Source organism: Ornithinibacillus xuwenensis (assembly GCF_039614845.1).
Lineage (GTDB): Bacteria > Bacillota > Bacilli > Bacillales > Amphibacillaceae > Ornithinibacillus > Ornithinibacillus xuwenensis.
Window position 1 is genome coordinate 529601 of record NZ_JBDIML010000003.1, and the last position, 24011, is coordinate 553611.

Annotated in this window: 19 protein-coding genes; 2 read left to right on the plus strand and 17 right to left on the minus strand. The window is 37.2% G+C overall.

What is annotated here, in order from left to right:
* The 11 genes from ABC228_RS12150 to ABC228_RS12200 all read right to left on the minus strand — a co-directional run bounded on the left by ABC228_RS12150 (nucleotide 1) and on the right by ABC228_RS12200 (nucleotide 13660).
* The gene (locus tag ABC228_RS12150) at nucleotides 1-636 is read right to left on the minus strand and encodes a response regulator (RefSeq protein ID WP_345825412.1); all 636 of its coding nucleotides are present in this window, start codon (nucleotides 634-636) and stop codon (nucleotides 1-3) included.
* A complete protein-coding gene (locus tag ABC228_RS12155; protein WP_345825413.1) occupies nucleotides 629-1768 on the minus strand; it encodes a sensor histidine kinase in 1140 nt (379 codons plus the stop codon). Before ABC228_RS12155 ends, ABC228_RS12150 begins: the two co-directional genes overlap by 8 nt.
* Before the next feature lie 316 nt (nucleotides 1769-2084).
* Nucleotides 2085-3518: a 6-phospho-beta-glucosidase gene (locus tag ABC228_RS12160; RefSeq protein WP_345825414.1), complete on the minus strand. Its 1434-nt coding sequence runs from the start codon at nucleotides 3516-3518 to the stop codon at nucleotides 2085-2087.
* A 66-nt stretch (nucleotides 3519-3584) separates the two neighbouring features.
* Nucleotides 3585-5021 (minus strand): glycoside hydrolase family 1 protein, encoded by a 1437-nt coding sequence (locus tag ABC228_RS12165; protein ID WP_345825415.1) that lies wholly within the window; start codon nucleotides 5019-5021, stop codon nucleotides 3585-3587.
* 113 nt (nucleotides 5022-5134) lie between these two features.
* Nucleotides 5135-7060: a beta-glucoside-specific PTS transporter subunit IIABC gene (locus tag ABC228_RS12170; RefSeq protein ID WP_345825416.1), complete on the minus strand. Its 1926-nt coding sequence runs from the start codon at nucleotides 7058-7060 to the stop codon at nucleotides 5135-5137.
* A 216-nt stretch (nucleotides 7061-7276) separates the two neighbouring features.
* On the minus strand, nucleotides 7277-8137 hold the full coding sequence (licT, locus tag ABC228_RS12175; RefSeq protein WP_345825417.1) for a BglG family transcription antiterminator LicT: 861 nt from the start codon (nucleotides 8135-8137) through the stop codon (nucleotides 7277-7279).
* A gap of 306 nt (nucleotides 8138-8443) precedes the next feature.
* The gene (locus ABC228_RS12180) at nucleotides 8444-10327 is read right to left on the minus strand and encodes an ABC transporter permease (protein ID WP_345825418.1); all 1884 of its coding nucleotides are present in this window, start codon (nucleotides 10325-10327) and stop codon (nucleotides 8444-8446) included.
* Nucleotides 10302-11066, minus strand: a complete 765-nt coding sequence (locus ABC228_RS12185; RefSeq protein WP_345825419.1) for an ABC transporter ATP-binding protein — start codon at nucleotides 11064-11066, stop codon at nucleotides 10302-10304. The genes ABC228_RS12180 and ABC228_RS12185 overlap by 26 nt, the downstream gene beginning before the upstream one ends.
* An 85-nt stretch (nucleotides 11067-11151) precedes the next feature.
* Nucleotides 11152-12153: a sensor histidine kinase gene (locus ABC228_RS12190; RefSeq protein WP_345825420.1), complete on the minus strand. Its 1002-nt coding sequence runs from the start codon at nucleotides 12151-12153 to the stop codon at nucleotides 11152-11154.
* Nucleotides 12150-12854, minus strand: coding sequence for a response regulator transcription factor (locus tag ABC228_RS12195; RefSeq protein WP_345825421.1), 705 nt, complete (start codon nucleotides 12852-12854; stop codon nucleotides 12150-12152). The genes ABC228_RS12190 and ABC228_RS12195 overlap by 4 nt, the downstream gene beginning before the upstream one ends.
* 47 nt (nucleotides 12855-12901) lie before the next feature.
* Entirely contained in the window at nucleotides 12902-13660 is a 759-nt protein-coding gene (locus ABC228_RS12200) for an AAA family ATPase (RefSeq protein ID WP_345825422.1), read from the minus strand.
* A gap of 271 nt (nucleotides 13661-13931) precedes the next feature.
* Here ABC228_RS12200 and ABC228_RS12205 point away from each other — a divergent pair, with 271 nt between their 5' ends.
* Nucleotides 13932-15359, plus strand: coding sequence for a hypothetical protein (locus ABC228_RS12205; RefSeq protein ID WP_345825423.1), 1428 nt, complete (start codon nucleotides 13932-13934; stop codon nucleotides 15357-15359).
* Between the two features lie 100 nt (nucleotides 15360-15459).
* On the opposite strand, the gene ABC228_RS12210 is transcribed toward ABC228_RS12205, so the two are convergent.
* Both ABC228_RS12210 and ABC228_RS12215 read right to left on the minus strand, forming a co-directional pair.
* Complete coding sequence (locus ABC228_RS12210) at nucleotides 15460-17271, minus strand: methyl-accepting chemotaxis protein (protein WP_345825424.1); 1812 nt, start codon at nucleotides 17269-17271, stop codon at nucleotides 15460-15462.
* 2 nt (nucleotides 17272-17273) lie between these two features.
* Nucleotides 17274-19217 carry an efflux RND transporter permease subunit gene (locus ABC228_RS12215; RefSeq protein WP_345825524.1) on the minus strand — a complete coding sequence of 648 codons (1944 nt, stop codon included), beginning with the start codon at nucleotides 19215-19217 and terminating at the stop codon, nucleotides 17274-17276.
* A 264-nt stretch (nucleotides 19218-19481) separates the two neighbouring features.
* On the opposite strand from ABC228_RS12215, the gene ABC228_RS12220 reads away from it, so the two are divergent.
* Nucleotides 19482-20051 carry a TetR/AcrR family transcriptional regulator gene (locus ABC228_RS12220; protein ID WP_345825425.1) on the plus strand — a complete coding sequence of 190 codons (570 nt, stop codon included), beginning with the start codon at nucleotides 19482-19484 and terminating at the stop codon, nucleotides 20049-20051.
* Nucleotides 20052-20083: 32 nt separating this feature from the next.
* Here ABC228_RS12220 and ABC228_RS12225 read toward each other — a convergent pair whose 3' ends face one another.
* The 4 genes from ABC228_RS12225 to ABC228_RS12240 all read right to left on the minus strand — a co-directional run bounded on the left by ABC228_RS12225 (nucleotide 20084) and on the right by ABC228_RS12240 (nucleotide 24002).
* Nucleotides 20084-21274: a DUF4317 domain-containing protein gene (locus ABC228_RS12225; protein WP_345825426.1), complete on the minus strand. Its 1191-nt coding sequence runs from the start codon at nucleotides 21272-21274 to the stop codon at nucleotides 20084-20086.
* A gap of 193 nt (nucleotides 21275-21467) precedes the next feature.
* Nucleotides 21468-21737 (minus strand): 30S ribosomal protein S14, encoded by a 270-nt coding sequence (rpsN, locus tag ABC228_RS12230; RefSeq protein WP_345825427.1) that lies wholly within the window; start codon nucleotides 21735-21737, stop codon nucleotides 21468-21470.
* 26 nt (nucleotides 21738-21763) lie between these two features.
* A complete protein-coding gene (locus tag ABC228_RS12235; RefSeq protein WP_345825428.1) occupies nucleotides 21764-22963 on the minus strand; it encodes a GTP-binding protein in 1200 nt (399 codons plus the stop codon).
* 49 nt (nucleotides 22964-23012) lie between these two features.
* Nucleotides 23013-24002 carry a CobW family GTP-binding protein gene (locus ABC228_RS12240; protein ID WP_345825429.1) on the minus strand — a complete coding sequence of 330 codons (990 nt, stop codon included), beginning with the start codon at nucleotides 24000-24002 and terminating at the stop codon, nucleotides 23013-23015.
* Between the last annotated feature and the right edge of the window lie 9 nt (nucleotides 24003-24011).

The window sequence follows — 24011 nt, forward strand, 5'->3', positions numbered from 1 at the left end:
TCAAACCATCCGATGACGAATAGCATATATTGCTAGCTGTGTTCGATCCCTTAGTTCTAATTTATCTAAGATTTGGCTTGTTTGATTCTTAACCGTTCCCACCGACAATCCTAGCCGTTCTGCTACTTCTTTATTGTTGAGGCCTTCACCAATACATTTTAAAATTGCTCGTTCCCTTGGTGTTAAGGAGGGGTCTATCTGGTCCTCCTCCTTTTGGGTTTGAAGCAACACAGGCATTACCTTGGCCGCAACCTGATCCTCCAGTGAAAGGCCACCATTTAATGAGCTTTTAATAGAACGAATAAGCGCCTCCGTATCCCCGTTTTTCAACACATAACCACTTACCCCAAGCTTCAAGGCCTCCATCACATAGTGATTATCGTCAAATGTTGTGAGCATCAATACCTTTATATGTGGAAAACGGGCACGTAAAACCTTGGCAACCTCTAACCCATCCATTTCTGGCATACGAATATCTAAGATTGCCACATCGTATACCTGTTTCTCACATAAAGCAACTGCTTCCTTACCATTGGCTGCTTCTCCAGTTACGATAATCTCCTCATCTGTTTCAATCATTGCTTTTAATCCTTGTCGGACCATTATCTGATCCTCTGCCAGCAACACCTTAATCATTTGCTCCACTCCGTTCTATTAATCGGATAGTACCACTTATGACAAATTGACGTTCATCCTGATTAATCTCCAAGGAACCACCAACTTTTTCTATTCGATCGCGCATTGCTCTTAGACCATAGCCTTCTTGAAAGAAAGGATTCGTAGAACTTCGGTTAATGACCTCAAAACGAAATATACTTCCTCCCGGTGACTCAAAGATTACTTGTGCCTCTCTTGTGGCCCCATGTTTCATAATATTTGTTAATGCCTCTTGAACGGCACGATAGATCGCAAAGGACTGCTCTCCGGTTAATGATGCAGCAAACGCTCCATGCTTTACAGTAAAATTAATTTTCATAAAGCTTTCTATCTCTAATTTACGGATTAATCGTATGATCCCTTGTAGTCCACCTACTTCTCTTTGCTTAAGGGATTTAACTGCTGTTCTTGTTTCAGCCAGGCTTTCCTCTGCAAGCTCTTTAAGCATGGTAATTTTTTTCTCATCTATGTCCACGGCAGATAACCGAAATGCCTCAAATTGCATGATTAATGCGGTTAGTTTGTGACCAACTGAATCATGAATTTCATGCCCAATCATATTTCGTTCATCCTGTCTTGCTTGCTCCTCTTCTGTTATAAGCTGCCTCTTCATCCTTCTATATTCATCTAACAAGGCATCGTTCTTTCTTCTTCCATCAACTTCTCGTCTATGTATCGCCTGATAATATAATAAGGCAATAACTATTAGCATATAAGTAAGTCCGTACCAAATAAAGATAGACGTAGACAGATCCGCTTCTAATAGAAGCAAAACTGCACTCCCCAGTTGAGTACTTATTACCATAACACTGGGAAAACGTGAAAGATAAAACACAGCCTCCGCAATGACTAGCGCCTGTATGAGAACTACATACGAATTGAACACATTATCTACCGGATAAAAGATGCTAATCGTACTTAAAACTTGTATACAAAATAATACGGCTTGGAGCTTTGGTTTAGATGCAAATATTGGAACAACAAATAATATAATATAAAATACACAAATACTCGCTATTTGTATTTCACTTAATTTTGAAGGTAATTCGAAATATGCACTCGTCCATACAATAAAATGGATCGCAAGCCAGATAAAATACGTTTTCTTCATTAAAAAACTCCTCAAAACTTAAGGGTTACCCCATCCTTTTCTACAATTATACTATGTTATATGGAGACGCAACTACTGACAATGAAATAATTGTGAAATTACTACTTTAGATTTGTAAAAAGGGGTTAGACGTCATTTTGCCCGATAGATGGAATAGAAAACCACTTACCAACTCATAATTACCTAGGATTACGATCACTAACTACTTCGTACGTTAGTCAGTGTGATGGGGCAATGCGTATTCATCAGGGAATACTCAGGAGACATTTATATCAAAAAAAAGCATCTCTATATGAATCAGAGATGCTTTATACAACTAATCAATATTCTCTCCATTGGAATCTATTACTTTTTTATACCATTCAAAGCTTTTCTTTTTCATTCTTTTTAGGGTACCATTTCCTTCATTATCACGTTCTACATAAATATAGCCATAACGTTTTTTCATTTCACCAGTTGAAGCACTAACAATATCTATTGGCCCCCAGCTAGTATATCCAATTAGTTCTACGCCATCATTAATTGCTTCCTGCATTTCATGAATATGTGCACGAAGATACTCGATACGATAATCGTCATTAACCTCACCATTGGAATTAACCTCATCAATGGCACCAAGACCATTTTCTACAATAAATAATGGCTTTTGGTAACGATCATATAATTGGTTAGCCGTAATTCTTAATCCTTTCGAGTCAATCGTCCAGCCCCATTCCGATTTCTCTAAATACGGATTAGTAATCGACCCAAATACATTTCCACTCGTAGTATTTTCTTGGATCTCAGGGTCAGTACTTGTAACCCGACTTGAATAATAACTAAATCCAATATAGTCTACAGTATGATTCTTAAGTATTTCTTCGTCTTCTTCATTCATTGTCAATTCAATAGCATTTTCTTGGAAAAATCGTTTCGCATATCCAGGATACTCTCCACGCGATTGGACATCGATAAAGAAAAACGATTCACGGTCTTTATTCATTGCATCCCATACATCATTCGGATTACTAGAGTATGCATAAGTCATACCAGCAGCAAGCATACAACCAATTTTCGCATCAGGGTTAATTTCATGTCCTGCTTTTACAGCTAAGGCACTAGCCACGAGCTGATGGTGAGCTGCCTGATATTTAACTTGCAGCTCGTTTTCCCCTTCTTCAAATACTAGTCCGGCACCAACAAAAGGTAGATGGAGTAACATATTTATTTCGTTAAAAGTTAACCAATAGTTAACTTTATTTTTATAACGTTCAAATACCGTTTTTGCATATTTTTCAAAAAAATGTACTAGTTTACGATTCTTCCAGCTGCCATATGTTTCAACTAGATGTACAGGAACATCAAAGTGAGCTAACGTCACAACTGGTTCAATTCCTTTACTGCGAAGTTCATCAAATAGATTATCATAAAATCTCAAACCAGCTTCATTAGGTTCTACGTCGTCTCCATTTGGAAATATTCTAGCCCAGGAAATAGAGAGTCGTAGAGCTTTAAAACCCATTTCTGCGAATAATGCTATATCGTCTTTGTAACGATAATAGAAATCAATCGCTTCATGAGATGGATAATATTCACCTTCTATTGGATAAAAAGAAGGAAGATTTCCCAACATAATAGGGAAACGCTTCTCACCTGTCGGAAGAAGATCTACTGTCGTTAAACCTTTTCCTTCTTCTAAAAATGCCCCTTCTGTTTGGTTTGCTGCAATTGCTCCTCCCCATAAGAAATCTTCCGGAAAACCATTCTTCATCTTTTAACTTCTCCTTCCATACTTAAAATAAATCAGTGAGGGACAACCCCCCACTGAATAATTTTTTTATAAGCTTTCTCCATTAGAAGTAATAACATCTTTATACCAGAAGAACGACTTTTTACGGCTACGTTCCATCGTACCGCTACCATCATCATGCTTATCCACATAAATAAAACCATAGCGCTTAGAATACTCACCAGATGACGCACTTACTAAATCAATACATCCCCAGCTTGTGTAACCAATTAAGTCTACACCATCTTCAACAGCTTCGCCCATTTGTTCAATATGTGCACGCAGGTAATCGATACGATAATCATCATTAATAGATCCATCTTCTTCTACTTTGTCATAAGCTCCTAATCCATTCTCAACAACCATTAGAGGTTTTTCATAACGACCATAAAGTTCGTTTAATGCAATACGTAAACCTACAGGGTCAATTTCCCATCCCCAATCACTCGCTTCTAAGAATGGGTTCTTAACGCCCCCGATTAAATTTCCTTCACCAATTTCTTCTGGTGTTTTTACTTTTTTATCCGTTCTTGACATATAGTAACTGAATGAGATAAAGTCTACTGTTCCTTCTTTAATGACTTCAAGATCACCTTCATGAATATCAAGCTTAATATTATTCTCTTTAAAGTATCTTTCAGCAAAATAAGGATATTCCCCACGAACCTGTACATCCCCGCAAAAGAAATTGAATAAATCTGCTTCCTGTCTAGCATGCATCACGTTCTCAGGATTCGAATCAAAAGAGTAAACGGGTGCGTAAATCAACATGCAACCTATTTGTGAATCAGGAATAATTTCATGTCCAAGTTTAACTGCTTGTGCACTAGCCACAAATTGGTGGTGCAACCCTTGGAAGCTATCTTGTAAACGTGTTTCTTCACTTTCAGGTGAAAAACCAAGCCCTAATAATGGCATATGAGTAGCTCCGTTAATCTCATTGAAAGTTAACCAATATTTAACCTTATCTTTATAACGTGTTAAAATTGTTCTTACATAACGTTCAAAGAACCCAACAAGCTTACGGTTTCTCCAACCACCATACGCTTTGATTAAGTGTAAAGGTGTTTCATAGTGTGCGATTGTTACAAGTGGTTCAATTCCATGTTTATGAAGCTCATCAAATACACGATCATAGAATGCCAAACCTTCTTCACTCGGCTCAAGCTCATCACCATTAGGGAAAATACGACTCCACGCTATACTCATACGGAATACTTTAAAGCCCATTTCTGCAAATAATGCAATATCCTCTTTATAACGATGATAGAAATCAATTGCTTCATGATTTGGATACATATATTTTGATTCATCAATTTCGAAATCGAAACCAGTTTGAGAAAGTAATTTGAGTCTCGCTTTTTTTCCACCTGGTAGAACATCTGCAAGATTAAGACCCTTTCCACCTTCATTGAAACCACCTTCTAATTGATTGGCCGCTGTAGCGCCACCCCATAAAAATCCTTCTGGAAATCGGTTTACCATGTTTTATTCCTCCTATGCCATCTATTTAAGCAAGCTATGCTTATGTAAAGAAAAGGCGCTTCATTTTCCTTTGAAACGCTTTTTCTTTGCAGTTTTCATACTTTCGTCTCACTTTACTTTGCTCTTAATTCAATTAATAAATCTTGAGATTTTACTTCTTGTTCGTTAATTGCAGAAATCTCAAATTGGTCGTGGTTTGTTACAACTACAGGAGTAGTTAAAACAAAGCCTGCTTCTTCAATTCCATTTACATCAAACTCAATTAGTAATTGCCCTCTTTCAACACGGCTACCTTGTGCTGTATGAGTAGTGAAATATTTCCCATTTAATTGAACCGTATCCATACCAATATGGATTAAAATCTCAGCACCTTCATCAGATGTAATACCAATTGCGTGGTTACTAGGAAATAATGCTGAAACAGTTCCGGATACAGGTGCATATAATTTACCTTCAGAAGGTTCTACAGCAACCCCTTTACCTAAAGCACCAGATTTAAACGCTGTATCTCCAATTTCTTCTAATTTTCTCACTTGACCATTAAATGGACTAACAATAACTTCATTATTTACGTTTTGTTCTGGGTGATTTGCACCTGCAACTTTTTGTGAAGCTTCCTCTTGAGATGCAGTTCCTTCAACTTTGCGAATCCCACCAAAGAAGTAAGTTAATACAAAAGCTAAAACCATACCAACTGCTGCAGCGATAATAGCACCAATAATTCCCATATCTATACCCTCTGGAGAAATGAAACTAGGAAGTTGGAATACACCAAGGCCACCCATTTCATATCCTGTTGTACCAAAAACTCCTAACATCGCTCCACCAAGTGCTGATGTGATTAACGTAAATATAAACGGTCTCTTAAGTGGTAATGCAATACCGTACATACCAGGTTCAGTAACACCAAATATTGCTGAAATAAATGCTGGCGCACTAAGTGTTTTTGTTTTTTGGTTACTTGATTTCAACCAAACTGCTAGAATAGCTCCTGCTAAAGCAAATGAGTGAACAAATATTAATGCTAATATTGGGTCATATCCTTGAGATGTGAAGTTGTTAAGTGCAATTGGAACAAGACCCCAGTGAAGACCAAACATAACAAACACTAACCAGAAACCACCCAGGAAAGTTCCTGCAATAACAGGGCTTAAATCATACACCCAAATAGTAGCTTGGCCTAATAATTGACTTGCCCACGTTGCGATTGGTCCTATTATGATAAATGTTAACGGGATAATAATAAGCAATGTGAACATTGGAACTAAAAACATTCTTACAACAGATGGAATTACTCTTGCAAAAAACTTCTCAAGTTTTGCTGCAAAAAATGCTGAGATAATGATTGGAATAACTGACATTGAATAAGTCATTAAAATAACTGGAATACCAAAGAATTCAATATAAACTGGTGACTCAAACATCGTTCCCGTAAATAACGTATACAATGGATCACCAGCATTCGGAATTCCTTCAAGTGCTGGATAAACCAAAGCCATCGCAATGACCATTCCCAAGAACGGTGTTCCACCAAACTTCTTCATTGCTGTATACCCTAATATAATTGGTAAGAAATAAAATAGTCCATCTCCAATTGCGTTTAAGATTTGGTATGTTCCACCTGTATTATCTAACCATCCAAGTGCTACAAATAGAGCATTAAAGCCCTTTATCATACCGGAAGCAGCTAATACTCCAAGAATTGGAGTAAAAATTCCTGAAATCAAATCTATAAATCTGTTAAATAAACTACCTTTCTCTCCACCATCTTCATCAACTGGTTTTGCAGCTTCAAAACCACCTTCAGCTAAAACTGCTTTATATACATCTGACACATGATTGCCGATTACTACTTGATATTGGCCACCACTTTTCATAACGGTGACAACACCATCCATATTTTTCAATACATCTGTATTCGCTTTACTTTCATCCTTTAACTTAAAACGAAGACGAGTTATACAGTGAACCACACTGTTAACGTTTTCTTGTCCGCCGACATTTGTAATAATGTCTTTTGCCAATTGATTGTACTTCATATCTTTCCACCCTCTCCTTAATTTTTCAAATAAAAAACCTGAACCAATTTGAATTAGCACACAGGTATTGTGTGTTTCAAATCGATTCAGGTTATGCCCAAAATAGGTAACATTCCTAATTATTAATATTAAGTTCTTTGTCGTAAATTAATTTACATCTTAAAATTACCATGACTTTTATACCATGTCAACAAAAAAATAAAACGTTTTCATTCGTTAGAGATTTTGACTAGAATTTTGCTGACGGTAAGTTACTCGATGAATATGGACTGTTAAGTAAACTTCATCGTCCTTTGAGAGAAGCCATTCAAAGTTATTTTTAAAATAGATTGCTATTTTCTTCGTACAAGCATACGCTTCTTCATATTTTCTTTGGATTTGCTCGTAAAGAAAATCATCTAAAGTATCCTCATTTTTCTCTTTTCTAATATATCGTACAGCAAAAAAGCGAAGATGTGTTAAAAACCGATCATAGTTAATTGACAATTCATCAAGTTCCATTTTGTAATGATATTTAACAATATTTAATACATTATCAACTACATCGGTTACTTGAATCGCCATCGCCATATTTTCCCCAGAAATTCCACTGTTTACTAAATGTAACGCGATTGATGCCGCTTCATCCTCATCAAGCCTTATCTCAGTATGCGCTTCTATTATATCCAGGGCCTTCAATCCAATCTCAAATTCCCTTTTATAATATTTTCGAATTTCATATAATAGAGTGTTCTTTAATTGAATCCCTTGTTGGTATCTACTAATCGCAAAACTAATGTGATCCGTTAATGCTACATACAAATATTCATCTAATTTGTATGGCAAATTCATTTGCGCGAATTCTAATATTTCAGAGGATATATCTAAATATTTTTCAGAGGTATTTTTTAATAGCTGATGTAATTTTTCTGTTATTCCTGATTTTTGCAGCACAAATGTTTTTTCAATTTTAGACGGATCAATCGATTCCCCAACCTTTTTTTGAAATGCAAGACCTTTTCCCATCACGACCAATTCTTGCTTATTTTCATTCACTGTTATGACAACATTATTGTTTAATACTTTATTAATTTTCATGAGTTCGCTACCTCTAATTTTTTGACATAGTTGTTTTTTATCATACATTATACTATGAGTCAAAATTAATTAGCTAGTATTATTTGATAATTTCGACATTGCTAGAAGTCGGTGACGATTTAATCTAGATGAATCAGTTGCTGTTCTCACACTTGGTTTGAACAGGTTTGTACAATTTTCAAAAGAGCGTATGACATATAAAGAATTATGTTCTTCCAATCGTATAAGGGGAGGATTGTGTTTATCTTTAAATATTCACAACCAACAAAAAGCAGGACAGGGTAACACTCCCCATCCTACTTAATTTTAGTATATTTCATGTTTTATTTGTTTGACATAGAAAAAACGTACAATTATGAAATAAATCATTTGAATGCAAGCAAAACTTCCCAGTACAAGCACAGCTTCCTTAGTCAAATTGAAGTCAAACAAGTGGGATAGCGCAGTAAGAGCGACACCGCCGTGAATTAATGCAACCATGATTGGCGCAAAAAATAAGAGCACAGTCTGCCTATTCACGACTTTATTCAGTTCTCCTTGTGCTAACCCAATCTTGGCAATGGAACGAAATTTGCGCTTGTCTTCGTCTAAATCCGTGTATAACCGAAAATAAAGGAAGCTCCCTGCGGATACAAAGAACACAATACCGATGAATAAACCAATAAATAATATTGGTCCATAGGACTTATTGATTTGATAAGTGATATAATCCATTACTTGTGCCTCATATCCAACTTTATCTTCAATAATTCGTCCTGCATCTACAAGCTGGTCAGTCTGCCCTTCTTCCGCTTGCCAAACATAGTATTGATTACTTCTAGTAGGGGCACTGAGCTCGTCATATCGATTGTCATGGACAATATAGTAACCTGATAACTCTGGAAATACCTCTGTTTGAATTCTGGTAGATGGTTGAAGCTCTGTCTCATTTTCCAATATAATTGGTGTTTCCATCAGTGCTTCAGCCTCATTTGAATTGGCTAAGACTTTTGAGCTTTGATCTACAACAATCGCCTCGTTTTCAGCAGGCTGGACTTGTTTTTCACCAATTAAACTAGCAAAGTCATTGTAGTCTGAAGCCTTTACAATCAAAACACCTTGATCACGAGAGGAATATTCATAATAAGACAGTTCTACTTGTCTCATCTCTGCTTCGATATTTTCTTCCCTAAGTATCTCATTAATTTGCTGAATATTTTCATCAGTACTATTACCCTCCGTTGGAAGATACGTAATAGAAAATGGATTAGCCTCCGTTACGCCACGTGTAATGTAAGATTGAAAACCGAATAGTGTACCAATTGCACTGAAAGCTACCGTTGAAATAATCGCAACCATAAAAAAAGTTCTAGCGTTGTCCTTCATACGAAAACCTAAATCCGAAAACAATAGCATATTGGTTCTACGCCAAAATATCGCTTTATTTCTTTTTAAGCGACGAATAATAGAAACACTAAGCTGGGTGAACAACAGATACGTTCCAATTGTCACAAGGATAACTACCGGAACCAATGCATAAACCACATAAATCCCCGTAACATATAAAGCAATTCCATAACCTAAAGCTAGTAAGAGTGCTGCAAGAATTGCTAATAAACTATTAGCCCTCGGTTCCCCCTTCGATTGCTTATCACCCTTAATTAAATCAATCAATTTTTTCGTCCGAAGTACAAATGCAACAAATATGGAGATAATAAAAAACAGAATGATAAAGCTAATAAATGTTACAACAATAGCAAGGGTTGGAAAATAGAAATTAAGTGACTCACTTATAATTAATACATTTTCTGCGATGAGTAGGATGACTTTTGCAAAAACCAGACCAATTAATATCCCTCCTACTGTCGCAAGAAAGCCTATCAAAATATTTTCTAAAAACACCATTAAACGAATTTGCTTACTTGATGCTCCTTGTGTCATTAATAGCCCAAACTCTCGCTTTCGTGATTGGAGAAACGAACTCATAGAGTACAATACAAAAAAGAAAGAAAAGAGATAGATAATCCCTCCAGCTACCACCATTCCAAATAAGGCACTTGAATGAACCGTACCTCCTGAGAAAGCTGGGTGAAAAGCAAAAATAGCAAAGGTAAAAAACACCATGACGGTAAATAGACTGCTTAAAAAATAGGCGGCATACAATCGTTTGTTACGCAGTACGATTTTAAACGCGAATTGACGAAAAGTCATGACCGTCGCCTCCCATCAAGGAAAGCATATCAATTATTTTTTGAAAGAATGCTTGTCTACTCTCCCCACGATGAATTTCCGAATACAGCTTACCATCACGGATGAAAATTACCCGATCTGAATAACTAGCTGCTTGTGGGTCATGCGTCACCATTAATAAACTTGTTTTTTCCTTTTCATTTATGGTTACTAGCATCTCCATGACATCCTTAGATGCTTTAGAATCAAGATTACCAGTTGGCTCATCAGCAAGTAAAAGTTTTGGTTCATGAATCATGGCTCGTGCAACCGCAACGCGCTGTGCTTGACCACCAGATGTTTCATAGGTTCTCTTCCCCATAATTCCTGAAATACCTAATTTATCTGCAATGGTATGTGCCTTTTTCTTCATTTCCTTCACGCGAGCCCCATCTAATGTCAACGGCAAAACAATATTCACTTCTACCGTTAATGTATGGAGTAAATTAAAGTCCTGAAAAATAAATCCAAGTTCCTGTCTCCGAAATTTGGCCAAGTCATTCTTCTGGAGCATATGTGGATTTTTCCCATCTACTTCCACGGAACCTGTTGTAGGTTCATCAATCGTAGCAATAATATTTAACAATGTTGTTTTACCACTTCCAGAAGGGCCCATGATAGCCACAAACTCACCTTTATCAATTTCTAATTGAATATCCTGTAAAGCTCGATAAGCAACTTTTCCCTCATATACTTTACCTATTCGATTCAATGTAAGCATAATTGATCACCTTCTTCGTTCATTTTATTGTCTTAGTATAGCGTGATTTTTTCCTAGATAACCATCGATTATGCTTTCATGAATCTTACATTGATGTAAGGTTTTGCGACTTATTAAATATAATCCGAATTGTTGTGCCTTCCCCTACTTTGGAATCCAATTCGATACGGTGGTCCAATTTTCCCGTTACTTCTTTAACAAGGTACAGTCCCATTCCAGTTGATTCACGGAAATTTCGGCCATTCTCGCCAGTAAAAAACTTGTTGAACACTCGCTTTCGGTCAACTTCAGGAATACCGATTCCATCATCCTTTACCTCTAACACCGCTTCTCCTGATTGTTCATAAAGCCCAATGACAATCTGATTACTTTTACCAGCAGAATATTTAACTGCGTTATGTACAAGCTGAGATACCATGAAAAACAGCCATTTTTCATCCGTTTCAACTGTTAAGTTAACTTTGTCTTCCCTTAACTGAGGATATACTCCATTACGGATAAAAAAGCGTTTATTTTCATGGTTTACATCATGAACAAGTTTTGACAAGACTACTGGCTTAATATGAAAATCCTCCACGATTGTTCGTAAACGAGCCATATATAAAACCGTATTCAGGCCATTACGCATTCTTTCCGTCTCTTCCCGAATACTCGATGATTCCGGCTCATCAAGGCTTTGGGCCATTAATTCAATAACAGAAAGTGGCGTCTTCATCTGGTGTACCCAGCGATCCATAAACATTAGGTGTTCATCCTGTCTATCCTCTGCTTCTTGCAGTTTTTCTAAGTATAGACGGTACTGTGAACGCAGCAATTGGTCCAACGCAACCGCTGTTGCAGTTGAACCAGTGTGTTCTAAGGATGCCTCCAAGCTCTCCATAGGATTAGATAATCGTTTATAATAATTTCGCTTACGAATATATCGATAAGTTAGGTAGCAGATTAGGAAAAAGAATGATAGAAAAATAGCATAGCTTATCAGTTTCACATTATGATAGCCATCTAACCAATAAATTGTTGCTATCATAATAAGTTGGATACACTGAAGCAGGATAAGTAGAAAGTGATCACGTATAAATAGTTTCATGCTTGTCCCTTATTCCATGTGACCTTGAGTCGATATCCTGCTCCTCGAACTGTTTCGACTGCATTCTCAATCCCTAGCTCCTGTAGTTTTTTTCGGACACGTGTAATATTCACATTTAAAGTATTTTCATCTACATATGCCTGGTCATCCCATAATTTAACGAGCAAATCCTCCCTACCTGCAACACGCGGAAAACGATCCATTAAGCTCTCAATAATATCTGTTTCCTTTTTCGTTAAGGTCGCGACATTACTCCCAAACCAAAGCTCGAGTCGCTCTGGAAATAACTGCAAGCCATCTTGTATAAGCACTCTTTCTTCATGTTTTGAAGCATACGCTCCATAAGCACGTCGAAGCTGACTACGAATCTTCGCCATCACAATATCAGGATGGAAGGGCTTCGTAATAAAATCATCTCCACCATTCTCCAAAGCCATTACCTGATCCATCTCCCCAGTTCGTGCTGAGATGAAGATGACCGGACAAATTGATTCTTTTCGAATCTGCCTACACCAATAATAACCATCGTAGCTTGGCAGGTTAATATCCAGCAATATAAGGTCTGGCTGCTCCTTACGAAAGATATCCATCAACTTTTCAAACTCTTCAGCAATGACAACTTGATAACCATATTTGGTTATGTAACCTCCAAGATATACTGCAATTTTTAAGTCATCTTCTATAATCATGATTTTCTCCATTTTCTTTCTCCTTACCTTTCACACATTACTATCCTATACGAGCTACCTCAATCCTCCAACAGATGATGTAATAACCGCTCCCTATCCTCAAAAAACTGCTGCATTACTTGATAATGATTTGTTTCCTGTAAGCTAGTTTCTTGCATTCCTTCTACTGTGAGCTGAAGGATTTTTGCATTTGGGTAAGCCATGATCACCGGGGAATGAGTTGAAATAATAAACTGGGAGCCGTCTTTCGCTAATTCATGAATCCTTGCTAGCAGTGACATTTGTCTTAAAGGCGATAACGCCGCTTCTGGTTCATCTAAAATGTATAGTCCATTCTCTCCGAAGCGATGAATGAAAGCCGCAAAGAAAGATTCTCCATGTGAAAGCTGATGAAGTGATGTACCTCCAAATGAATCAATAATTTTTGAACCATAGGAGATTTCATTATCCAATGCTTCAATATTTGTTGCTACATTATAAAAGGATTCCGCTCGGAAGAAGAAGCTATTCTTGGGGCGGTTAACGCCCTTAGCGATTCGTAAGTATTGATGTAAATTAGAATGAGAGTCATAACTGGAAAAATTAAAATTCAATGTTCCCCCTTCTGGATTAAAACCTAAACCAACCGCTATCGCTTCCAATAAAGTAGATTTTCCCATTCCATTCTCACCAACGATATATGTTACATTAGGATGAAAGTCAATTTGGTCAAATTTCTTTATAACAGGTAGATTAAATGGAAACGTATGGTAAGATGCAATGCTTTCCTTTTTCAAATGGATTCTTTTCAGATATTGTGTATCCTTGTTTAGCAACATGCGTTTACCTACCTCCTAACTTTTCAACAACTCGTTTTCTATCATGTTAAAGTAAACTACTCTCATAATCCAATTGAAACTCTAAAAATATCACCAAGTAACTAGTTTTGCTTTCTATAGTACCGAAGTAGAAAGCTTTCTAAATTAGCAAAAATTAGTACCTACAAGATAGATGTATAAATCTTCCATACCTCGTAACAATCACACACGCCTACAAGATTACATAGAATAGTCCCGAATTCTCATTTTGAAATAAAGGGAGATATTGTACATGGAACTTACGATGGCACATTGGTTATATTTAATTGGGACATTGTGCATTATACTTACAATGCTATTTAGACAAAACGTCGTCGTCCCAGCATTAGTCATGATATTTTTGGTTGCATGGTCCTTTACTGGATCTTTTTTAGATGGGATATTAGCGATTTTTAATGCCAATCTTACAGCAGCGACAGAGCTTTTTAATATTTTCTTAATTATTGCGATTATGACAGCACTTCTCCGCTCGATACAATCCATTGGTGCTGATGAGCAAATGGTTAAGCCATTCCAACAGATTATGCGTAATGGAACATTAGCGTTTTGGGTGCTTGTTGTCGTCACATACTTTTTATCATTATTCTTCTGGCCAGCTCCTGCAGTACCTTTAATTGGAGCGCTTTTGATTCCTGTCGCGATAAAAGCTGGATTACCACCGATTGGTACTGCCATTGCTATTTCTCTTGCAGGTCATGGTATGGCACTATCATCCGATTTTATTTTAAAGGTTGCACCAGAGTTAACTGCGTCAAGTAGTAGTGTGTTAGAAGCGAGCGCAATTGGGGAACAAACTTTGATACTATCGTTAATTGCTGGTGCTGTCTCACTTACCATCGCATACTTCAACATTCGAAAATCTATCAAAAAACCAGCCAAAGATAACCTAACGATTTGGGAAAATAGTGGAGATGATGACCTAAACATTCAAACGGATAACACCGAGATTAGCAAAGGGAAATATAGTCCTGTATTTGCTATTCTAGTTCCTTCCATCTTTTTGATTATTATCCTATACGTTGTCGTGGCGACTTTTTCCGATTTTCTACCACCCATAGAAGATGGTGCGGGTTCTTCCCTTGTTGGCGGTACGGCAATTCTCTTAATCATTATTATGTCACTTTTCCGCGACTATAAAAAAACGTTACAAGAGGTTAGTGATCATATTGTGAACGGCTTTGTGTTTGCGTTTAAAGTAATGGGGCTCGTTATCCCAGTAGCCGCATTTTTCTTCATCGGTAGTGGTGAACTGGCAGGTCAAATCCTCGGCACAGATCCTAATGCAACACCTTCGTTCCTATTTGACCTCGTTCAAGAGGGGCAGGGCTATATTCCGAATAATGCCTTCTTTACCGCATTAGGCATCTTAGTATTAGGGATGGTATCTGGTCTTGATGGATCTGGATTCTCAGCACTACCACTAATCGGATCTTTATCAGAAGCATTGGCTTCATCAACTGAAATAGACCCAACTGCACTTGCTTCCATTGGGCAAATTGGGGCAATATGGGTAGGTGGCGGTACACTTGTCGCGTGGTCTCCAATCATCGCCATTGCAGGCTTTGCTAAAATATCGGTCATTGACCTCGTTCGCAAGAGCTTTATTCCAGTTGTGATTGGATTACTAGTTGCTATGGTTTTCGGATTGCTTTTATTCTAGTAGTCTAGGGAACAGCAATCAGAGAAATAATTTCTTACTAAAAAAGTGCCAGTAACCATTGCACACTCGCAACAATTACTGGCACCTCTAAAATCTTGCATTATCGAAATAAGTCCAAAAATAAATCCCATAGCCCTTTTTCTTCTTGAATAGGTTCTTCGTTGATTTCTGGTTTTTCTTCGATAATAGATTCCGTTTTGAAAACAAATTGAACAGAATTTACATTCTCGTTTTTACTCGAAACAAATGATACTGGTTCAAAATCTGATTTATCATACTCAGACATCATTTCATCAATTTCTTCATTCATTTGTTCTGGTAGGTTACTAGTTGAATCTCTAAGCTCTGCTGTACCATTATGAAGCTTTCCAACTCCACTTCCTAGACCTGCTGTACCCTCCGATAACTCCACCATACCATGATGAATTTCCTGATAGGCATCCGAAAGCTGGCTAACTCCGCCAGTATATTCGACTAGACCATCGTGAAATGTCTTGTAGTTAGAAGAAAGCTTGCCAATCCCTTGTTGCAGTTGTTCAAAGCCTTCCATTTTCTCTAACGAAGAAGAAATTTCATTTGTCATTAGATCTAGATCATTAGCCATTTTTAGAAGTGATTCATTTACATTCGTTAACGTTGTTTCTACTGCATCAAATCCCGGTTTTACGTCTGTATAGGTTGCTTTTACAGCTTGAGCAGCAGTATAGGTATCCACTAATTCATTTATTACCGCTTGATTAGCATTACTTTGAGATAGTGCTTCTAGTTCTGCCTCCGTAATTTCAAAAGCAGGAATTGCGCGTATAGCATAATCTATTGCTTGGTAAGCATCACCGTAATTTGTCTTAAGCGAATCCAACCCCGCAGCTGTATCGTTTAAACCATCGGAAAGTTGGTTAAGTCCATCTATTAGTTGTTGCATTCCGGATAAATCCATTTCAGCGGAAGCGCTAAGCGAGTTATTCACATTAATAAGCGCATCCTTGATCTCCTTCGAGCCGTTTACCAGCTCACTTGAAGAATTTGCAAGGTCTGCTACGCCGTTTTTATATTCCTCCGATCCATCCACTAATTGAACGACACCATTATTCAATTCCGTAACGCCAGCATCTAACTCTCCAACACCATCATTTATTTCAGCAATAGCACTTGTTAAGGAGTTAATATCGCCCGTCATTCCATCGACGTTAATTTCATCGATTGGCATAGAAGATGGAACTCCTGAGAAGTTGATGCCATCCAATTCAAATCCTTCAACATCCGCTTCGAGTACTAGCTCTGCGTCATCTTCAGGCATAACAGTAAAGGTCACCTGCTTATTTTTCCCCGCATTTGCTATCATACCATCTGCTGCTTTAATGTTACGGAATACCTCTGTATCTAGTGTAAGTGAAATCTGTAACAGATAATTTTCCGTAAATACCGGATTAACATCTTCATTAGCAGATGTCTCCATACGAATTTGCACACGACCATCTTCTCCAGCTAACTCCTCTGGAGAAATTTCCTTCCCTTCCAAGAAATATGACACTGAAATATCCCATGGAAGAGCTGCATCATTGATATTACCCTGATAATAGAACTTACCCGCTGAAGCTGTGAATTTCACCGCATCATCTTGGTGATCAATTTCTTCCAAATTGGTTAAGTTTCGCAAGCTTGAGTAATGGCCATAATCGAGAATCGATCCTTCTTTTATGACATCTAACGTATTGACGACATAGACTTCTTTACTTTCTCCAGTTGCATCCAATGTTGCATAGATTACTTCATCCTTCGAAGCAACCTCCCCATCACCTTGAATTGTTCTTTCCTCTACATTATTGTCATTTGTTTTAGCCGTAATAAGAAATGAGGGTAATAGAAGGATTACAGCTGCTAAAACAAGTAGTATCTTTTTCATTCTCCTCATCATCATTTCTCCTTATAATAATTTGCTTTCCAGGTAGTTTTATCGATTACTTTATCAAACACTAACAAACAGGCAGGTAGGAAAAATACTACCATAATAAATGCTAATAATGCCCCACGCCCTAGTAGTAAACCAATGGATGATACAATTGGATTAGACGACGTCATCCATAGAATGAACCCAACACTAGATAATATTGACGCTGAAATCGCAATCGAGAATATTTTCTCATCCAGTGTTTTCTTAATTGCTTTTAATGCTGGCATTTCTTTTCGATTTTCTTTATACGCCTCTGTTAAAAGAATGGCATAGTCCACTGTTGCCGCTAATTGAACCGTACTAACAATTAAATAGCCAACAAACACCAAGGATGAATTGGTAAAGTAAGGAACGGACAAGTTTATCCATACTGCTGACTGAATTGTAAGTAGTAAAATAATTGGCAACGTAATCGACTTAAACGTGACAAGTAATACAAAGGCAATTGTAATGACAGTCAGTAAGTTAACCACTGTGTTATCCTCTTGAACAACATTTTTCATATCATACAACGTTACACTTTCCCCGAGAGAGAAAAACTCATCTCCGTAATACCCTTCAGCAACTTGTTGTACATCTTCTATAAAGCTAAAAGCCTCATCACCCTCGGTCTCTGTATTGGTTTGAAGTACAATTCGACTATAGTGATCCGAATAGAACTGTTCCCTCACAGCATCATCCACGTACTCTGGAGGAATAGCTGACCCAACTGTGTTCACGTATGAAAGTACACTTTTAACAGGCTCCATATCCTCTAGCTCTCGGACTAATTCTTCTTCCTTTGCAATATCTCCTTTTGGAACAAGTAACACCATTTGTGTACTTTTACCAAATGCTTCTTCAATCTTGACGATATCACTACCAGCACGAGTTGACTCTGGCTGCTCTCCAATTCCATAGATAAAGTTGGTCTGCCCTTGTGCCAAAAATGCTGGTATCAGAAGAAGGAACACAATAAGAAGGCTTGGTATTTTTACCTTCACAACACGCTTACCAATATTCTTAAAGGCCGGAAGTAAAGGCTTGTGCTTGGTTTTATCAATCCATTTGTAAAACATCAATGTTAGTGCTGGCAGGAAGACCATGACACTAATAAAGCTTAAAACAATTCCTTTTACTAGATTTAGTCCTAAATCGGAACCGATCTCAAATTCCATAAACGTAAGTGCAATAAACCCAAAGAAAGTAGTCGAAGCACTAGCCACAATCGCAGGAAATGAACGCTTCATCGCAAGTCTCATGGCTTCTGTTGGTTCGGATACTTTCTTTCTATAATCTGAGAAGCTATGCAAGAGAAAGATAGCGTAATCTAGTGAAACCGCAAGCTGTAGTATAGGTGCAACCGATTGTGTAACAAAGGATACCTCACCAATAAATATGTTGGTTCCAAGGTTGATTAATACCGATACCCCAATTGCAGTTAAAAAGAATACCGGTTCAATCCATGAATTCGTCGACAAGATTAATATCAGGACAATAATCGGTACTAATAACGCTGCTGCATACATCGTCTCGGACACAGCCATTTTTTGCTGGGTAGCTGTATTTAATGCCTCACCCGACATTGCCCCTGATTCACCAATGAGATCATAGATGGCATCTGTCGCTGCTACTTCTTCTCCTGAAGCAATACTGAAGGTAAATAAAGCACGACTATTCTTGTAATACGTTTCAACCGTTTCCGCATCTGCCATTTCAATCGGTGTTTTCATATCGATGGCGTCATCTAACCACGTAACGTCTGAAACGCCCTCAATAATTGACAGTTTCTCTTTAAAGGCTAGTGCTTCCTGTATGGTAACATCGTTCATCATGACTCTTGTATTCGGTACAGAGCCATCGAACTCTTCCTTCATTAGATCCATTGCTTCTGTTGATTGTGCGTCCTCTGGCAGGTAATCTACCATATTGTAGTTTACCGATACCGCAAACTGAGCAATGACACTAATGAATGTAATGATGATAAATGAAATCACGATGGGCTTTTTTTGTTTAATGATCCTTGCTGCAATATCTATCTCCGTTCACCCTTTCTTGCATAATTACCTAATACACTTTATCATTATATAACACGGTGTTGGTTTTACAACAAACAGTTTTATATAACTTGTAGGTTTCCCGACAGTCATTTTAATTGTGTTGGATAACTATAGTTCTTGGAGGAAACAACGATGACATCTGAAAAATTAGATAGACGAAAGAAGTATACGCGGATGGTTCTAAAGGATAGTCTGATGCAGCTATTAAAAGAAAAACCACTCTCTGCGACTACAGTAAAAGAAATATGTGCGATTGCCGATGTTAATCGTTCAACATTCTATGCGCATTATGCTGACCAATATGCCCTGCTCACACAAATTGAGGAAGAACTAATTGAGGATTTGCAGAAATACTTACGTACGTATAATCTACATGAGGAGGATGATGCTATCCTCATGACAGAAAAACTACTAGAATATTTCGCTTCCAAGCAGGATGAATGTGAAGCACTGCTTAACCAAAGTGGGCAATCCTCCTTCGAACGGAAGGTTATGACCATAGCACATCAATTTATTATGAAGAATTGGATGGAAATATATCATTTTGATAAGGAAATTTCTAACTACTTAAGCTCTTTTATTATCAGTGGAAGTATTCAAATAATAAAGATGTGGATGGCTAACGGAATGGATAAGTCGTCCGAGGAAATGGCTCGACTTATTAATGATTTTGTTAATAAAGGCCTTTATGGTATAAAATAAAAAGACAAGAGACTTAATCTCCTGTCTTTTCATTATTCCTGCTCGTCATTTGCTTTATGGAATAGTGCCTCTGGTATCATTTCAAAACCTTCAATTAAAGGATTTTCTTCGACTTCAATCATCAAGCAAAGCTTTCCATCAAAGGTAACTTGACGTACATATCGCAAGTCCTGTGGACTTACGGAAATATCCGCTACCTTTGTCTTTATTTTGATAGATTTAGACGTATATTTTGGTACAATATTATTTGCTTTAAACTCATATTTTTCATCATCAATGACGGTTTTAAATGCTGACTCTACCTTTTCGGTATCAACATCTTTTACACCACTATGCTTCAGAACTTTTTCTACATCCTTGTAGTCTAACCTTGGAATTTCTTCCTCTTCATTCTCTTCCATGACACGATGAATTTCATCATAAACATTGGATAGGGTAGAGGTATTAATTTGGTCCCCCGTTACTTTCTTTACAATTTCCTCAAAAACAATTTTATCGTCTTGAGCAGTCATGGTTTCTTCTGCGTTCAATACTTCCTCAATAAAATGATAGTTCAGCTCATACTTTTTTCCTGCAGAATAGAGTACATGATTAACATCTGCTGCATTATCCGTAAATGCAGGAAACAGAAATCCGGATATTGGTGCTTTCAGATTAATGATTGGATCAACGACAATATTATATTTGAACTCTTTTTCCACATAGTCGAACAATAATTCTTTCTTTGGATCTAGTGTTTTATTCATACTACATAAAATATACGAATGGGAGTAAACCGTATCTCGTTCACTTTCTTCCGACTCTTCACTCCGCCTTTTCATCGGCTTCATGTATTCACCTCGAATGAAGGTTACGACAATATCCATTTCATATTGCTTATCCTTCAGCATTTTTTCTACGAGGCGAAGCATTTGTGCCTTCCATTCTTCCGTATCCTGACTTAAAAGACCTTGGTGAAGAATGAGCTGACTATTATCTGCTACATCACGCTGGAACTTTAATTCAAATAACTTCTCATCCAGCTGTCCGGATAGTACTTTCTTAAAGTTATCCATAAATAGCTCTTTCTGTTCCTGCTCTAGCATCTCAAAAGGGAAGCTTTGATGATGATAGATATCACTGGATTCCTTCATAATGTACACATAAAAAATTTCATGTATTTTTAAAAGATCGTTATTTACTTTAAATTGTTTACGAAAGTTTGCGATGTCTTTTTTATTCAAATTTGTACACTCCTAGGCTAGTAATCAATAAAAATAATTCTAATGCGCATTCTTTCATTTTATCATAAATAGAGTTAGTTTCTCCTGTATCTTTTTTGTAATTTGTTCAATAGTTTTTCCTTCTACTTGAAAAATCTGCAATCAAAAAAGACAGGAAAATTTTACCCTGTCTTTTTTGATCACGTTTGATCTTCTACCAACTAGATTTCTTCACCCCAGGCACCTGACCTTTATGCGCGTATTCTCGAAAAGCAATTCGTGACATGCCAAACTTCCGCATGTAACCTCTTGGTCGCCCTGTAACAGCGCAACGGTTCTGCAGCCTTGTTGGGGAAGAATCTCGAGGAAGTCTTCGAAGCGCTTCATAGTCTCCTTTTTCCTTCAGTTCTCTTCTAATAGTCGCATACCTTTCTACCATTGCTTGCTGTTTTAACGCTTTCGCTACCTTTGATTTCTTTGCCATGTTTGCTTTATCCTCCTTACTTCTATTTAAACAGATTGAATCGTCCACTCGAATGGATCTGGTAACGTGCTCCAATCCCTTTCCATCTCTTCTGGTGTTAACAGACATTTTTCCAATTCATTTATAATTTCTTCTTTATCTAAATCAATTCCAATAAAAACAAGCTGAGTTTTACGGTCTCCATACTCTGGGTGCCATGATCGCAACACCTCCGGATTTTCCCGTAAAATCACTTCTCTTCTTTGCTCCGAAAGAGCTGCCACCCAATAAGTGACCGGCTCGATATTAGCAGCTAGACCGGCTTGTGAAAGTAAAATAGCAAAGTCGTTACGCGTTGCACACCACATAATTCCCTTAGCTCTTATAATATTATCTGGCATCGTCTCTATAAACCTTAGTATGCGAGCAGAGTGAAAAGGAAGCACTCGTTCATAGACAAACGAACCAATTCCATATTCTTCAGTCTCCGGCACATGCTGATCTGGTCCATTGGTTAACTCTTTCAACCAACCCGCAGAAGAGCTTGCTTTATCAAAATTAAAGGAATTCGTATGTAGAATTTCTTTTGGGTTTACTGCTCCATAGGATGTTTTAATGAACTTAGCTTCTGGCTGTAATTTTTTTAATACTTTTTCTAACTTAACCAAATCAGCTTCATCAACTAAATCACACTTATTCAGAATAAGTACATCACAAAATTCAATCTGATCAATCAGTAAATCCGATATTTCTCGTTCATCATATTCAGATACAGCTTCTTTTCTATCCAGTAAGCTTTCACCAGAACCAAAATCATGCCAGAAGCGACTCGCATCCACGACAGTGACCATTGTATCTAATGTACAATGCTGATTTAGATCAATACCTAATTGATCATCCATATAGGAAAAAGTCTGTGCTACCGGAATCGGTTCACTAATCCCCGTAGATTCAATGAGAATATAATCAAACCTGCCATCCTTCGTTAGTTTCTCTACCTCTATTAGCAAATCTTCACGCAATGTACAGCAAATACAACCATTAGATAATTCTACAAGCTGCTCATCCACTCTGGATAATGTTCCTTCATTCTCAACCAGCCCCACATCAATATTTATTTCACTCATGTCATTTACAATAACAGCAACTTTTAAGCCCTCTCTATTATGTAAAACATGATTAAGCAGGGTTGTTTTTCCAGACCCTAGATAACCGCTAAGAACCGTAACCGGAATCTTTTTCTTCATATATATTCTCCTTCCTACTCTTTAATTCGTAACCATTTCGATTTATAACTCAAAAGGTAAAATATTCATCCATGCAATACCGAAATGATCTGTTAAGCTCCTCTGCTTTAAGATTACTCCCTATGAAAACGAGTTCACTCTTTCGATTTTCATCTCCTTTCCACCTTCTGTCCTCCTTACTAGCAAATAGCATATGTACACCTTGAAATATCACGCGATATTCTGAATCCTTTATATTCAATATTCCTTTATAGCGATACAAAGCCTCTCCTTCTATCTGAACCAAATAAGAAAACCACTTATTTACCCGTTCTACTATTAAAGGCTGTTCTGATTTTAAAACAATAGAATTTACATTGTCATCATGATGATGATGATGATGCGTATCAATTAATAAGTTTGGATGGATTTTAAGCTTTTCACTTAATTCAAATGATCTTACATCTAAAAGTTTATTAATCGGAACTTCACTGTTGGTCGTGCAAATCATTTCAGCAGTAGCATTCATTTGTTTAATTCGCTGCTTTAACTCCTCCAATTCCCGAATAGATACTAAATCCGTCTTATTCATCAGAATTAAATCTGCAAAGGCAATCTGTTCCTGTGCTACTTTTTCTTCTAAATGAAGTGGTAAATGCTTGGCATCTATTACCGTGCAAATACTGTCAATTTCAAACCAATATGACATAACCTCGTCCATTAAAAAGGTTTGAATAACTGGAGCAGGACTTGCTAGACCTGTAGTCTCAATAATAATTCGACTAAGCTGTATTTCCCGTCTATTCATTTTAATAATTAAGTCCTTTAGTACATGAATCAAATCTGCTCGAACATTACAACAAATACACCCTTTGTTAATCTCAATAATCTCTTCTTTTGTCTTAATTACAAGCTCAGAATCGATACCTATTTCACCAAATTCATTAATAATAACACCAGCATGTTGGTTTCGTTTATCTCCGAGCAGTCGATTTAGTAACGTTGTTTTTCCAGCTCCTAAAAAACCGGTTAGGATGGTAACAGGAATTTTATGTGGCATATGAACCTC

Bases quoted from the DNA above. Each gene is read 5' to 3' on its own strand.
- ABC228_RS12205 (WP_345825423.1), top strand. From the start codon at position 13,932: ATGGAACTTACGATGGCACATTGGTTATATTTAATTGGGACATTGTGC.
- ABC228_RS12180 (WP_345825418.1), bottom strand. From the start codon at position 10,327: ATGACTTTTCGTCAATTCGCGTTTAAAATCGTACTGCGTAACAAACGA.
- ABC228_RS12185 (WP_345825419.1), bottom strand. From the start codon at position 11,066: ATGCTTACATTGAATCGAATAGGTAAAGTATATGAGGGAAAAGTTGCT.
- ABC228_RS12190 (WP_345825420.1), bottom strand. From the start codon at position 12,153: ATGAAACTATTTATACGTGATCACTTTCTACTTATCCTGCTTCAGTGT.
- ABC228_RS12210 (WP_345825424.1), bottom strand. From the start codon at position 17,271: ATGAGGAGAATGAAAAAGATACTACTTGTTTTAGCAGCTGTAATCCTT.
- ABC228_RS12240 (WP_345825429.1), bottom strand. From the start codon at position 24,002: ATGCCACATAAAATTCCTGTTACCATCCTAACCGGTTTTTTAGGAGCT.
- ABC228_RS12200 (WP_345825422.1), bottom strand. From the start codon at position 13,660: ATGTTGCTAAACAAGGATACACAATATCTGAAAAGAATCCATTTGAAA.
- ABC228_RS12220 (WP_345825425.1), top strand. From the start codon at position 19,482: ATGACATCTGAAAAATTAGATAGACGAAAGAAGTATACGCGGATGGTT.
- rpsN (WP_345825427.1), bottom strand. From the start codon at position 21,737: ATGGCAAAGAAATCAAAGGTAGCGAAAGCGTTAAAACAGCAAGCAATG.
- ABC228_RS12195 (WP_345825421.1), bottom strand. From the start codon at position 12,854: ATGGAGAAAATCATGATTATAGAAGATGACTTAAAAATTGCAGTATAT.
- ABC228_RS12165 (WP_345825415.1), bottom strand. From the start codon at position 5,021: ATGGTAAACCGATTTCCAGAAGGATTTTTATGGGGTGGCGCTACAGCG.
- ABC228_RS12155 (WP_345825413.1), bottom strand. From the start codon at position 1,768: ATGAAGAAAACGTATTTTATCTGGCTTGCGATCCATTTTATTGTATGG.
- licT (WP_345825417.1), bottom strand. From the start codon at position 8,137: ATGAAAATTAATAAAGTATTAAACAATAATGTTGTCATAACAGTGAAT.
- ABC228_RS12215 (WP_345825524.1), bottom strand. From the start codon at position 19,217: ATGGTAGATTACCTGCCAGAGGACGCACAATCAACAGAAGCAATGGAT.
- ABC228_RS12235 (WP_345825428.1), bottom strand. From the start codon at position 22,963: ATGAAGAAAAAGATTCCGGTTACGGTTCTTAGCGGTTATCTAGGGTCT.
- ABC228_RS12150 (WP_345825412.1), bottom strand. From the start codon at position 636: ATGATTAAGGTGTTGCTGGCAGAGGATCAGATAATGGTCCGACAAGGA.
- ABC228_RS12170 (WP_345825416.1), bottom strand. From the start codon at position 7,060: ATGAAGTACAATCAATTGGCAAAAGACATTATTACAAATGTCGGCGGA.
- ABC228_RS12160 (WP_345825414.1), bottom strand. From the start codon at position 3,518: ATGAAGAATGGTTTTCCGGAAGATTTCTTATGGGGAGGAGCAATTGCA.